General features: G+C 39.5%; 10 protein-coding genes and 1 riboswitch. Of the genes, 6 read left to right on the top strand and 4 right to left on the bottom strand.

The annotated features are described in order from the left end of the window. Positions 1-106: 106 nt before the first annotated feature. Positions 107-1,291 carry a methionine gamma-lyase gene (gene megL, locus QGM71_RS12815; protein ID WP_327607956.1) on the bottom strand — a complete coding sequence of 395 codons (1,185 nt, stop codon included), beginning with the start codon at positions 1,289-1,291 and terminating at the stop codon, positions 107-109. A 177-nt stretch (positions 1,292-1,468) separates the two neighbouring features. Between megL and rarD the strand changes: the two genes are divergently transcribed. The 5 genes from rarD to QGM71_RS12790 all read left to right on the top strand — a co-directional run bounded on the left by rarD (position 1,469) and on the right by QGM71_RS12790 (position 7,693). Then, positions 1,469-2,386 carry an EamA family transporter RarD gene (gene rarD / locus QGM71_RS12810; RefSeq protein ID WP_327607955.1) on the top strand — a complete coding sequence of 306 codons (918 nt, stop codon included), beginning with the start codon at positions 1,469-1,471 and terminating at the stop codon, positions 2,384-2,386. Between the two features lie 544 nt (positions 2,387-2,930). Next, a riboswitch (SAM riboswitch) is annotated at positions 2,931-3,050 on the top strand. 106 nt (positions 3,051-3,156) lie between these two features. Beyond that, a complete protein-coding gene (locus tag QGM71_RS12805) occupies positions 3,157-4,866 on the top strand; it encodes a PLP-dependent aspartate aminotransferase family protein (RefSeq protein WP_327607954.1) in 1,710 nt (569 codons plus the stop codon). Between the two features lie 78 nt (positions 4,867-4,944). After that, the gene (locus tag QGM71_RS12800; RefSeq protein ID WP_327607953.1) at positions 4,945-5,934 is read left to right on the top strand and encodes a homoserine dehydrogenase; all 990 of its coding nucleotides are present in this window, start codon (positions 4,945-4,947) and stop codon (positions 5,932-5,934) included. Positions 5,935-6,145: 211 nt separating this feature from the next. Continuing rightward, the gene (locus tag QGM71_RS12795; RefSeq protein ID WP_327607952.1) at positions 6,146-7,045 is read left to right on the top strand and encodes an SGNH/GDSL hydrolase family protein; all 900 of its coding nucleotides are present in this window, start codon (positions 6,146-6,148) and stop codon (positions 7,043-7,045) included. Between the two features lie 12 nt (positions 7,046-7,057). Further along, positions 7,058-7,693 (top strand): YpmS family protein, encoded by a 636-nt coding sequence (locus tag QGM71_RS12790; RefSeq protein ID WP_327607951.1) that lies wholly within the window; start codon positions 7,058-7,060, stop codon positions 7,691-7,693. Between the two features lie 72 nt (positions 7,694-7,765). On the opposite strand, the gene QGM71_RS12785 is transcribed toward QGM71_RS12790, so the two are convergent. Together QGM71_RS12785 and QGM71_RS12780 are read right to left on the bottom strand one after the other, a co-directional pair. Further along, on the bottom strand, positions 7,766-8,746 hold the full coding sequence (locus QGM71_RS12785; protein WP_327607950.1) for a helix-turn-helix transcriptional regulator: 981 nt from the start codon (positions 8,744-8,746) through the stop codon (positions 7,766-7,768). Between the two features lie 63 nt (positions 8,747-8,809). Continuing rightward, complete coding sequence (locus QGM71_RS12780) at positions 8,810-9,439, bottom strand: hypothetical protein (RefSeq protein WP_327607949.1); 630 nt, start codon at positions 9,437-9,439, stop codon at positions 8,810-8,812. Between the two features lie 249 nt (positions 9,440-9,688). Here QGM71_RS12780 and QGM71_RS12775 point away from each other — a divergent pair, with 249 nt between their 5' ends. Beyond that, positions 9,689-11,311 carry an ABC-F family ATP-binding cassette domain-containing protein gene (locus QGM71_RS12775; RefSeq protein WP_327607948.1) on the top strand — a complete coding sequence of 541 codons (1,623 nt, stop codon included), beginning with the start codon at positions 9,689-9,691 and terminating at the stop codon, positions 11,309-11,311. 544 nt (positions 11,312-11,855) lie between these two features. On the opposite strand, the gene QGM71_RS12770 is transcribed toward QGM71_RS12775, so the two are convergent. Beyond that, on the bottom strand, positions 11,856-12,800 hold the full coding sequence (locus QGM71_RS12770) for an L-threonine 3-dehydrogenase (RefSeq protein WP_327607947.1): 945 nt from the start codon (positions 12,798-12,800) through the stop codon (positions 11,856-11,858). Between the last annotated feature and the right edge of the window lie 99 nt (positions 12,801-12,899).

The raw sequence follows: 12,899 nt of genomic DNA, 5'->3' as shown, positions 1-12,899 counted from the left end.
GGGAGCGTCCTTAATATCAAAAAAGAAAACACATCTGTACCTGAAATTGCCAGTACAGACGTGTCTTCTATTAATAGATTATAACAGTAGAGAAAAGGCATATTCTCTAAACTTTATTTAATGCCTGTTCTAAATCGGACCAGATATCCTCCCACGCTTCCAAGCCTACTGATAAACGGATGAGCTGATCTGTTATTCCCATTTTTTCACGGGATTCTTCCGGAATGACTGCATGTGTCATCGTTGCAGGATGCTCAATAAGTGTTTCCGTATCTCCAAGACTGACTGCAATTTTTAAGAATCCTAAGTTGTTTAGCAGTTTTTGGGCATCTTGCCTGGTTCCCTCAATATCAAAGGAGATAACTCCGCCGCCACGCTTCATTTGCTTCTGTCTGATTGCAAAATCCGGATGGCTTTCATCGTTTGGATAGTAGACATTAGCTACTTTCGGATGATTACGCAGTTTCTCAAATACTTTTTCAGCGTTATCACAGTGTCGGTCCAACCGCACCGGCAACGTTTTCAATCCTCTGATCAACAGCCATGCATCAAAAGGCGCAATAACTCCACCAATATCTTTTTGGGTTGTCATTGCAACAGAGTCCATGAAATCCTTTTTTCCTACTGCGAGTCCTGCAACTACATCACCATGACCACCAATATACTTTGTAGCACTGTGAAGTACTACATCGCAACCAAGATCCAGCGGGCGCTGTAAATAGGGAGAAGAAAATGTATTGTCAACCACAACCGGAATATCGTATTCCTTTGCAACCTCAGCAACCATTTTCAAGTCAATCAACTTCATTGTTGGGTTAATTGGGGTCTCTACATAAATACACGTTGTTTCAGGTCTGATCAATGAACGTATTGCTTCTTTCGAATGCATAGCAGATAAATCATGTGAGATATTATACTTTTCCTTCATCATCGTTAATAATCCAAAGGTACATCCGTACAGGCCAGAAGAGCACAGTACATGGTCATTTGCTTTTGTTAATGCAATTAAGACAGCGGAGACCGCAGCCATTCCTGAGGCGAATGCCAGCCCGCGTTCCCCATTTTCCAATGCTGCAATACGTTCTTCCAATACAGTTACCGTTGGATTACCCAAACGCGAGTAGATATACCCTTCTTCTTCACCCGCAAAGCGTCTTTCTCCCTGTTCTGCAGATTCAAACGAATAGGTTGATGTTTGGAATAATGGTGCAGATAAGCTTCCAAGCATGTCTTTAGAGTCATAGCCTTCATGTATAACAGCCGTTTCAAAATGTTTATGTTTTTCACTCATAAATAGTCCCCCTTATACCAAAAATTATTGAAATCATAATCTTCTTTATAACTATCATAATCTATAACACTTCCTATTGAAAGAGTTTTCCTATTTCTCTTAAAAGCATTTAAATTGCTTTTTATAATTTTAACTCCTAAAATTAGCTTAATTTACTTGAGAAATGAGGCTCATAGGATGGAACAAAGGCAGGAAAAGCTGGGAATTCTATATACATCAGGTGCTTACTTTTTGTGGGGCTTTCTGGCAATCTATTGGAAACAAGTCGATCATGTTCCTGCAGGTGAAATCCTGTCCCATCGAATCGTCTGGTCGTTTGTCTTCATGATAATTGTTGTGCTGCTAGTTCAAAAGTGGTCCTTATTTATACAAGAATGCAAAGCGATCCTTAAAAGCAGGAAAAAACTGCTTGGAATTTCTGCAGCGTCTATCTTCATAAGTATTAATTGGCTGCTCTTTATCTGGGCAGTAAACACTGATCATGTCATTCAGGCCAGCCTGGGATACTATATTAACCCACTTGTAAGTATTATGCTAGGCATCGTTATTTTAAAAGAAAAACTAACAAGGAGACAGCTTCTTTCCTTCATACTTGCTGGAATAGGCGTTACATATCTTACTGTCAGTTACGGTGTTTTCCCATGGATTTCACTACTGCTGGCTGCGAGCTTTGGATTTTATGGATTACTAAAAAAAACAGTAGATATTACTGCAATGAATGGTTTAACGATCGAGACCATGATTGTTGCACCGGTTGCACTGATCTACCTCGTTAGCATACCAGATAGCTCATTTTCAACAGATAGTCTATTTTCTGTTACTAATTTATTGTTAGCAGGCGCTGGTGCTGTTACTGCGGTCCCTTTGTTACTTTTTGCTGTCGGGGCGAAGAAGATTCCACTGGCAATGGTAGGCTTTATACAATATATTGCACCGACAATTATGCTGGCCCTTGGCGTGTTTCTGTTCCATGAAACATTTACCCGTGCACATCTTATCTCTTTCGCTTTCATTTGGACAGCATTAATTATTTATTTAGGATCTGTATATCGGTTGCCAATCCGCAGGTTGAAGGATAAAGCGCTAACTAAATAACCTCACTCTTATAGGCTACTTTCTAAAATATTGGGCTGTCCCTGTACTTGCGATTACTCGTTACAAAAGCATAGCAGTATTTCATTGAGCATTTTCGGTTACTCAAAACACCGAATAAAAATTGTTGCTTTCCGTAAGAGTCGGCTGTCCACAGCGAAATTTATAAAGCATTAAGTGAATTTTTTATAACATTGCACAATGCTTAGCGGAGGAAAAACACGAAGACTCCTGCGGGAGGAAAGGCATCGGTGAGACCCCACAGTGCGATAGCACGAGGAGGCTCACCAGCCGCCCAGCGGCAAAGAAAACACTGCAAAGTGAACGAAGTGAAGCTGAGCAGATGTTGCACTTGTACCCGGAGTGGTGAAAGCGAAGTGTATTTCCGTAGCGAAGTTACGTCAGTAACAAGTTACTTCTCCTTTTATATCAAATGCGAGATTTTAAAGAAACAAAAATTGCGATATATTACTTTTTTTAAAAATACCATTGACAAACAAGTGGTAAAGGTTATATAATTTAGAATAATTTAATAAAGATAATAAATCTCTTATCTAGAGTGGCGGAGGGAATAGGCCCTGTGAAGCCCGGCAACCTTAAAGTAAGCTATATTTGCTTTTTACGGTGCTAAATCCTACAGATCTATGGTGGATCTGGAAGATAAGAGGAGGACCGTTAAATATACGCCCTCTTCTTAGGAAGAGGGCTTTTTGATTTCCCTCCTCTTCCACAGTTAAGAAAAAAATACAAAACATTTTAAGGAGGAATTATTTATGTCTCAATTTAATTTTCACAATCCAGAAACTGTATTACTACACGGTGGTCAAGAACCAGATCCGGCAACAGGATCGCGAGCTGTACCTATTTATCAAACAACTTCTTATGTGTTCCGTGACACGGAACACGCACAAAATCTTTTTGGTTTAGCAGAAGCAGGAAATATTTACTCACGTATTGGAAATCCCACAGTCGACGCTTTCGAACAGCGCATTGCTCAACTGGAAGATGGGGTAGCTGCGGTAGCAACTTCTTCAGGAATGGCTGCTATTTCATTTGCAATCTTAAACTTAGCTAGTGCGGGTGATGAAATTATCGCTGACAGCAATCTGTATGGTGGAACATATAACTTATTTGCATCAACCCTCCCACGTTATGGAATTAACGTTAAATTTGTTGACGGCACTGACCCGGACGCCGTTGAAGCTGCAATTACTACCAAAACTAAGGCCGTTTTTGGTGAAATCATTACCAATCCTAGCCTTAACGTTTTTGATGTCGAGGCAATCGCTGCAGTGGCACATGCTCATAACATCCCTTTAATTATTGACAATACATTTGCAACACCTTATCTTACAAAGCCATTAACATGGGGCGCCGATATTGTTGTTCACTCAGCCACAAAGTGGATTGGTGGTCATGGTACTACTATTGGAGGAATTGTAGTTGATGGGGGACGTTTTAATTGGGATAACGGTAAATTCCCGGGCTTTACAGAACCAGACGCGAGCTATAATGGACTTCGTTATGTTGATGTTGGTCCAGCCGCCTTTGCGACGAAGCTGCGAGTGCAGTTATTACGTGATATTGGTGCATGCTTAAGTCCACAAAGCGCCTTTTTATTGCTGCAGGGCTTAGAAACATTGCATTTACGTATCGAGCGTCATACCAAGAATGCGGAAGTGGTGGCGGATTATTTAACTAAACATCCCGCCGTAGAATGGGTGAACTATCCCGGTCTTGAGCAGCATCCTTCTCACCAGCTAGCAAAAAAATACTTGCGTAATGGCTATGGTTCCATTATAACGTTTGGCATTCAAGGTGGACGCGAATCTGGAAGAGCTTTAATTGATAACGTGAAATTATGGTCTCATGTAGCAAATGTAGGAGATGCAAAATCATTAATCATTCACCCGGCTTCAACAACCCACCAGCAGTTGGGTGAAGAAGACTTACTGAAAAGCGGAGTTTTCGAAGAGCTTATCCGCCTATCCATTGGCATTGAGTCTACAGAAGATATTTTACTTGATTTAGATCAGGCAATAGCTGCCGCTGTGAATCAGCCAGCTCTTTTTCAAAACACAGAGGAAGATGCCATCAAGTGGTTAGTGTCATCTCCATTTGATCGCTCCAATGGAGATGTTCGCCAAAAGGCCATCGTTGTTATTGGTTCTGAAGATAACAATGATGCCAAACAACTAAAATCTTTAGGATTTAATATCATAGTGGTAAATGAATCGTCTGAACTTGCAGATGTTCCTTACGAAATAGATGCTGTTTGGGTAAAACAACAGACTATCTCTTCACCGATTATTGAACAGTTTATTACTAAACAAGGGAAAGTTCTTTGGGTAGAAGAACCAGGTGAGAATAGCAATGCCCTGGAAAAAGCGCAATCTGCCGGCGTTACAGTGATTACTAATAAATACCTTTATGAGGAAGTACTGCGCTGGAGAGGAAATCTCTCAGAAACGGTTAGCATTTAAAAAAGTTTTGCGAGAAGATTTTAACAGGCTTGGAAATAATGGGCATTCACGGTCAGTGAATGCCTGGAGGTGAAGTAAATGAAGGCCATAAATGTAGCTTTATTAGGTCTTGGTACAGTAGGGAAAGGTGTTTATCAAACCATTAACACACATCAAGAACGCCTGCGGGACATAACTGGTTGCTCCGTTCATGTTTCTACGTTTTTAATTGAACACCCAGAAAAGCATGCAACTGTGAACGGTACTACGGTAACAGATATCCGCACAATTACCGAGAACCCCGACATCGATATCGTATTTGAAGCAATTGTTGGAAAAGAGCCTGCGTTTTCCTATCTCAAAAAATGCATTCAAGCAGGAAAACATGTCATAACTGCAAACAAAGAAATGTTCGCAGTTCATGGAAAAGAGCTGAGAGAACTGGCAAGGCAGCATCATGTATCTATTGGCTACGATGCTACAACGGCTGGAGGAATACCAATCATACAGATGATCCAGCACGTACTCCAGGCTAATAACGTTCTAAAGGTCCAAGCTATATTGAATGGAACAACTAATTACATTCTAACAGAAATGAGAGATCAGAATGCGGCCTTTGAAGATGCCCTGCAACAAGCTCAACAGCTTGGCTATGCAGAAGCAGATCCTACCAATGATGTTGAAGGATTTGACGCATTTTATAAATTAATGATATTGAGTGAATTGATTTATAACGAACAGCCCAACTGGAATGATGTAAAACGAATTGGAATTACCTCGATATCGGAAAAAGATATTGCGGAAAATCAGTTAACAAATAAAAGGATAAAACACATCGCGTCCATTTGGAAGGAGGATGGCAGGATCTTGGCTAAGGTCGAGCCGGTAAGCCTTCCCAGGGATCACCCTCTTTACGCTATCGAAGGAGTGGACAATGCGATCAACATAGAAACAGATATTCTAGGTGAACTTACTTTAAAAGGTCCCGGGGCAGGAGCCCTTCCTACTGCAAGTGCAATGATTGAGGATTTCTGCCTCATCTATTCCGGTAAATCCCAAAAAGAAAAATCAACTGTAGTAGTATCTTAGGTTTATTTTTCAGCAATAGGGGGAAAATAATAAATAGTGTATCATGTACCCCATGAATTTCAAATCGCCTTTAATTAAAAGGCGATTTTTTTATCTCTTTACTGTACGGAAAAAAGTATACTATTTTCAATTAAATACTTTCGGATTTTTACTATACATGAGACAATTCATTATATCGTATATATAACATAACAGCATGGGTGTGGTAAGCATGAAAAAGGTTAGTTTGATCATTACTGGTATCGCATTACTACTGATTGTCACAGGGATCTTTGTGCTAATGAATAAACCTGCCTCCACTTTTGATAATGTCACCATTCCAGAAGAGGATGAAATAGACGAAGAGACACCGGAAGAGCAGCCACAGGAAGATGAGGAAGACCAAGAACAGGCAGAGGACAATGAAAATGAAGAATCGGATCCAAGGCAGTTTACTACGGTAATTGCAGAAGCTGTTCAAAGCACCATTGACTTCTTTTCAACGCGGGAAACACATGTAGTGGCGATTGGCGATTCACTGACACAAGGTGTGGGTGGAAACCAGGAACAGGGTGGATATGTTGGGATTTTGGACCGAACAATAAATGAAAATGAACAACTCGTTACTTTTGATAACTTTGGCGTACGCGGGAACCGTTCTGGTCAATTATTAGACCGTCTGGATAATCCCGAGATTGAGTCAGCCGTTGCAGACTCAGATATCGTACTAATTACTATTGGCGCGAATGACATCATGCAAGTTGTTAAAGAAAATTTCGCTAATATAAACTTGGGTGATTTTGTTGAAGAACGAGCAAGATATGAAGAGAGACTCGAACAAATCCTGACTAAAATCAGGAACATCAATCCAAATACAGAAATCTATTTAGTAGGGTTTTACAATCCTTTTGAACAATATTTTGGGGATATTGAAGAACTTGGTATTATTGTTGAAGATTGGAATAGAACTGGAAGAACAATGGCTGGAAATCGTGATAATGTAACGTTTATTCCCACTGCTGATCTATTTGAAGGTTCTGATGAAGTTTTATTTGCAGAGGATAATTTCCATCCAAACGATCTCGGCTATAAACGTATAGCTCGGCGTGTGTTGGAATATTTAACTAATTAAAGGGTGAGAGCTATGTCCATAAGAAAAAAGCATCATACTAGTAAAAGTAAGTGGAAACGGTTGTTTTATAGCTTGCTAGCTTTCAATTTCGTTTTTTTCCTTACCCTTGTTGCACTTATTTTCTGGCCAGTTTCTGATGCGGACTATTCATCCTACCAAGAACGTGAACCCGATGAGAGCTCCGAGTTTATTGTTCGAACAACGAAGCAGAATTTAAATGAATTAATAAATGCTTATATCAGTCAGTTGCTGGGTGACACAAGACATCAATACAGCATTGAACTGGAAGAGGACGTCCACTTACTAGGCGAGTTGCCGGTTTTCTCCAGCACCGTCCCGTTATCCGTCCATTTTGAACCAATCGTCCAGGACAATGGGGATATAATATTACAGCAAAAATCGATCTCTGTCGGATTGTTGGAGCTGCCTAATAAAAAAATAATGGAGTATATGGGTCGCTATTTACCTATGCCCGAATGGGTGACTGTTAACCCATCTGATGAAGAAATATATGTAGCTTTATCAGAGATGGACATAAAAAGTAACTTTGAAGTCGGTGTGGAGTATATTGATCTGGAGGCAAACAACATTGCCTTTAAAATCAGAGTACCTTATCGAACGTTGGGTATCGAGTATAGAGAACAGTAGAAATTGGGGAGGAACTAATCACCATGCGCGTGGGTTTATGTAGTTCTACCTCTCCCCTATCGTCCTGCTTTCTTATTCATATACTTCCGTCATTTGCTTTATTTTATCTTTCACACTTTTCACAAGATGATCTGGCTCTAATACCTTTGCCTGATTTCCCCACGTAAGAATCCAATTCACCAGCCCATCTGACAGCTTAGCTTTGGTCTTTAAAATGAAATGTTCTTCACCAATGTTTTTAATATCCGCATCATGTCCGAAACGATCTAGCACGACATTGACCAAATTATGATGAAACCTGATTTTAATCCAAATTTCTTGCCCGGCAAACATATGAAAGGTTTGATTGACGTAATTCTTTAAATTAAAGTCACCTTTTGAAAATGTTTCTTCATTAATTCCCACATTACGTATCCGGTCAAGACGATAGTGTCGCATCTCATTATTTTTCTTAAATCTGCCTATAAGATAATAATAGTCATTTTGCCAAATTAGTGCGTAAGGCTCCACACTGTACTGCTCACCTTCGCGGTTGTATTCAAACTGTTTATCGACATTAAATTTTCCGTACTGATACGTTAAAACCCTGCGTTCAGAAATAGCCCGATGCACAAAGTCAATATTCAATTTTACCAGCTCATAATCGATATTAGCAGATTGACTGAAAAGGACTGGTTCGGGCAAGGTGCTGCCAATTGCTTTACTTGTTAGCTGTTTTACTTTTTTAATTAACTTTTTCTTTTCATTCGTCGTGATAAATTTCGCTGATAAAATAGCATCAATAATCAAACGGAGCTGATAGGTTTCAAATAATCGTGTTTGATGGCTATATAATATTTTCCCGAACTTCCCTTTGTTGCGAACAATCTCGAAATCCATATCATCCAAAATTTCCAGGTCCCGTTTAATTGTACGATTATCAAATGATTTATCTGGTATCATATTACGAAGTTTTTCACTTAATTCGTCAATGCCCAGCTCATTAATGTCATCGGTTTGATCAAATAAAATATCTCTGATTTTAAGTAGTCGGTAACTGCTCCCGCGTTCCATTAAATCCACTCCCAATAATTTATAGTAAAAAAAGAACCATCTACAATTTGTATATGGCTCTTCCTATCTGATGACAAATCGTTTTACTTTTGAAGATAATAATATTATAAATGATTGCTTTGGTAAGATTTGTTCACCTTTAACTAATTTTCTGCCACTATTTACAATGTGAAGGCAATAATCTTCTAGCTTTCCTTCAAAAAGTAAATTCATACCTTCATGCGAACGAATGTCTGATGGTGTAATAAAACATGCCTTTTTTGTTAATCTAATCGTCTCTGCATCTTTTAATACAGTCGCTACAAACTGCGAGCAAAACATTGCGTCTTTACGTTTAATTTCCACCCCGAGCAATACACCAAATAAACCAATGAAATTGTATTTATAATTACTCTTCTGTGCTTCAATAGTTTTAATATTCCTCACGATACTTTCATATTCGGCTTCTGAAGTTGAATAACTGTATATTGCACACTTGGCACTTTTTAGAAAATCACTGTTTACATCCTCTTCCACAAAGCCGCCGATGAATGGGTTCCTTGAGCGTTTGCGGCCAAAGCTGTATACTTTCCTCAATTCATTATCAAACCCAATTGAGACATGATTTAAAGACTTCTTGGTACAATAATTAATAGCTTTAGCTAAATATGTTCCTGTATCGGTAAAGAGAAAGTATATCGTCTTTTCCCCCATTTGATTCCCCCTTCCCAATCTGTTCTTTTTATAGAATGGGTAATGTCTAATTGTGACATATTTCCAATTATAAATACAGTCTTATTTCTACTATTACAAAATTTTCGCAATTATACAAGCTAATTTTTACTATTTTCTTTAAAAAACACTTTCTCTTATATATATATGATTGTTTTGCATTGACGAAACCCCCTAAATACCGTAAGCTAACGATGATTGCTATTTATTTTAATGGAGGATATTCTACGTATGATAAATGTAAATAATGTTAGTTTACGATATGGTGACAAAAAGTTATTTGAGGAAGTAAACTTGAAGTTCACTCCCGGTAACTGTTATGGATTAATTGGTGCAAACGGCGCAGGTAAATCCACTTTTTTAAAAGTTTTATCTGGTGAAGTAGAGCCCCAATCCGGAAATGTTTCTTTCTCACCTGGTGAGAGACTTACGGTTTTAAAACAGGATCACTTTGCATATGAAGAACATCAGGTTCTTGATACTGTTTTAATGGGTCATGAGACTTTATATAAAGTAAAACAGGAAAAAGATGCGATCTACATGAAAGCTGATTTTTCAGAAGAAGATGGTATGCGTGCAGCAGAACTTGAAGGTGAATTTGCAGAAATGAATGGGTGGGAAGCTGAATCTGATGCTGCCGTCCTGTTAAAAGGTCTAGGCATTGACGAATCACTCCACATGATGCAGATGGCTGATTTGGCTGGAGATCAAAAGGTAAAAGTACTACTTGCGCAAGCATTATTTGGTACGCCTGATATTTTACTTTTGGATGAGCCTACAAACGGCTTGGACATTCAGGCAATTCAGTGGCTTGAAGAGTTCCTAATTAACTTTGAGAATACAGTAATTGTCGTTTCCCACGACCGTCACTTCTTAAATAAAGTTTGTACACACATTGCAGATGTAGATTACGGTAAAATCCAAATTTACATTGGCAACTATGACTTCTGGTACGAATCAAGTCAGTTGGCTACCCAGTTGGCTCAGGAAGCAAATAAGAAAAAAGAAGAAAAAATAAAAGACTTACAGGCCTTTGTTGCACGATTTAGCGCAAATGCTTCGAAGTCAAAGCAAGCAACATCCCGAAAAAAATTGTTGGATAATATTACACTCGATGATATCAAGCCTTCCTCACGTAAATACCCGTATATTGCCTTCACGCCTGAACGTGAAATTGGTAATGACCTATTACGTGTAGATGGATTGACAAAATCAATCGGTGGCAAAAAAGTACTCGACAATCTCAGCTTTACAATGAGTGCAGATGACAAAATTGCACTTGTAGGGAAAAATGACATTTCCAAAACAACATTATTTAAAATTTTAATGGGTGAAATGGAGCCTGACGCAGGAACATATAAATGGGGCGTGACCACTTCCCAATCCTATTTTCCAAAAGATAATGCAGCATACTTTGAAAATAACGACATGCCTCTTGTGGACTGGCTGCGTCAGTACTCACCGGAGGATCAGACAGAAACATTCCTGCGCGGCTTCTTAGGAAGAATGTTATTTTCTGGTGAAGAAGCATTAAAGAAAGCAAATGTGTTATCCGGTGGAGAAAAAGTTCGCTGCATGCTATCGAAAATGATGCTAAGCAATGCAAATGTATTATTATTGGATGAACCAACAAACCATTTGGATCTGGAGTCGATTACTTCGTTGAATAATGGTCTAATCAAATTCAAGGGTTCCATGCTATTTACATCGCATGATCATCAGTTTGTTAACAGTATTGCAAACCGTCTAATCGAAATAACACCAAATGGAATTGTCGATAAAGAAATGACCTATGATGAATATGTACGGGATAGTAAATTACAGAAGCAAATTGCTGAAATGTACGCTAGTTAATGATCAAAGGCGCAAGCGCCCGATTAGGGACGTACGGACTGGACTGAGCCGCAGGAGATAAAGGAAACACGGCGACCGGAGGGAGCCGATGTTGACTTATCGTACGGAGGTGAAGGAAGTCTAGCTAGTCCCTGGGCGCTGGAGCCGGACGTGGCTGTTTAATTGTAAGAATAATTGCAGCCAAAATTTTATACCTTCCTATTAATGAACAAATGATTGAGCGCTTTCCCCTGTGGAGAGTGCTCTTTTTGTGTTGCTTTTTGGTTATGCGATGTCCGGTTGGTTGAGCCGGTTTTCGGTTTGTTGATTCCAGCGGTCGTAGCTCTTTATACAGCAGTTACTGCAATTTATCACGCGGTTGTAGTGCTTTATCCCGCGTATTTGGAGGATTATCAGTGCTCCACTCTCATTATCCAGCGTTAGCGGTATTTACCGCCGTTCATGACCGCTTATCCAGCAGCCACATGCTACTAGCATCTCTCAGTCAGCACGCCAAATTAAAAAACGTCCCCTGCTTTGCAGCAAGAGAACGCCCAGCAACAAACTATTTATTTTTTTCTGTGAGTCTATCCAGCATTTCTTTAGTCATCTTATCAAGATCATATTCTACTTTAAAGCCCCACTCTTTTGCTGCAGCAGATGAATCTATGCTGTTTGGCCAGCTCTCAGCAATTGTTTGCCTAATGGGATCCACTTCATAAGACAACTTGAATTCCGGAATATACTTCTGGATCGCTTTACCAAAATCCTCTGGTGCTGCCGCAATTGCTGATATGTTAAATGCATTGCGATGCTCCAGCTTGCCTGGGTCTGCCTCCATTAACTGAATGATTGCATTCAGTGCATCTGGCATGTACATCATATCCATAGAAGTGCCTTCACCAATGTACGATGTATAAGCCTTGTTTTTAACTGCCTCATAATAAATCTCCACCGCATAGTCCGTAGTACCTCCACCAGGCGGAGTTACATGTGAAATCAGTCCCGGGTAACGAACGCCACGTGTATCCACTCCGTAACGACTATAATAGTAATCGCATAACAGCTCACCTGCAACCTTGTTAACTCCATACATAGTAGTTGGACGTTGCAATGTGTCTTGTGGTGTATTATCTTTCGGAGTAGAAGGACCGAATGCCCCAATAGAGCTTGGTGTAAAGAATTGCAAGTCCAGTTCACGTGCTACTTCAAGTGCATTAATTAAACCACCCATATTTAGATCCCAGGCTACTTTTGGCATTGCCTCTGCAGTTGCTGATAGTAACGCTGCTAAATGCATAATTGTATCCACGTTATGCTCTTTTGCTACCGTAAACAGTCGATCGCTATCAGTAACATCAACAACCTCAAAAGGCCCCTCTTTATGGTCGTCGTCCATTTTTCTTATATCTGTAGCAATTATATTTGACGCTCCATACGTTTCACGTAATTTTCTTACTAGCTCTGATCCAATTTGCCCCCGAGATCCTGTAACTAGAATTTTTTTCATTTTCAATACCCCTCTTTATCCCAACAAGAATACTTTTTGAAAGTTACCGCACACATAACTAACATTCAATAGAGAGCCTCTAATGAATGTTAGTTTTTG

Source organism: Virgibacillus tibetensis (assembly GCF_036026595.1).
Taxonomy (GTDB): domain Bacteria; phylum Bacillota; class Bacilli; order Bacillales; family Amphibacillaceae; genus Virgibacillus_P; species Virgibacillus_P tibetensis.
The sequence above is the reverse complement of the archived record's forward strand: the minus strand, read 5'-3'. Positions and strand labels throughout refer to the sequence as shown.